Genomic DNA, 304 nt, shown 5'->3' with positions numbered 1-304 from the left:
ACCCACGACCAGGAAGAAGCGCTTTCGATGAGCGACTCGATCAGCATCATGCGCGACGGCAAGATCATCCAGACCGCCAGCCCGGAGGCGCTCTACGAGACCCCGGCGAACCGCTACGTGGCGGATTTCATCGGCGAATCCAACCTCTTCGACGGCACCGTGCGACGCCTCGACGGCGACCGCGTGGTGCTCGACACCGGCAATGGCCTGGAGCTCGCCAGCCCGGCGAGCGGCAGCGGCGCGCGGCTGTTCGCCGGCAGCGCCGCGTGCATCGCGGTGCGCCCGGAACTGATCGCCATCGGCG

The 304-nt window shown here is 69.1% G+C and carries 1 pseudogene; it reads left to right on the top strand.

The window, feature by feature from the left end:
• Positions 1 to 304, top strand: a pseudogene (locus B2X67_RS13355) (spermidine/putrescine ABC transporter ATP-binding protein); the annotation flags it as partial.

Source organism: Pseudomonas sp. UBA3153 (genome assembly GCF_002364635.1).
Classification (GTDB): Bacteria; Pseudomonadota; Gammaproteobacteria; order Pseudomonadales; family Pseudomonadaceae; genus Pseudomonas_O; species Pseudomonas_O kuykendallii.
The sequence above is the reverse complement of the archived record's forward strand: the minus strand, read 5'-3'. Positions and strand labels throughout refer to the sequence as shown.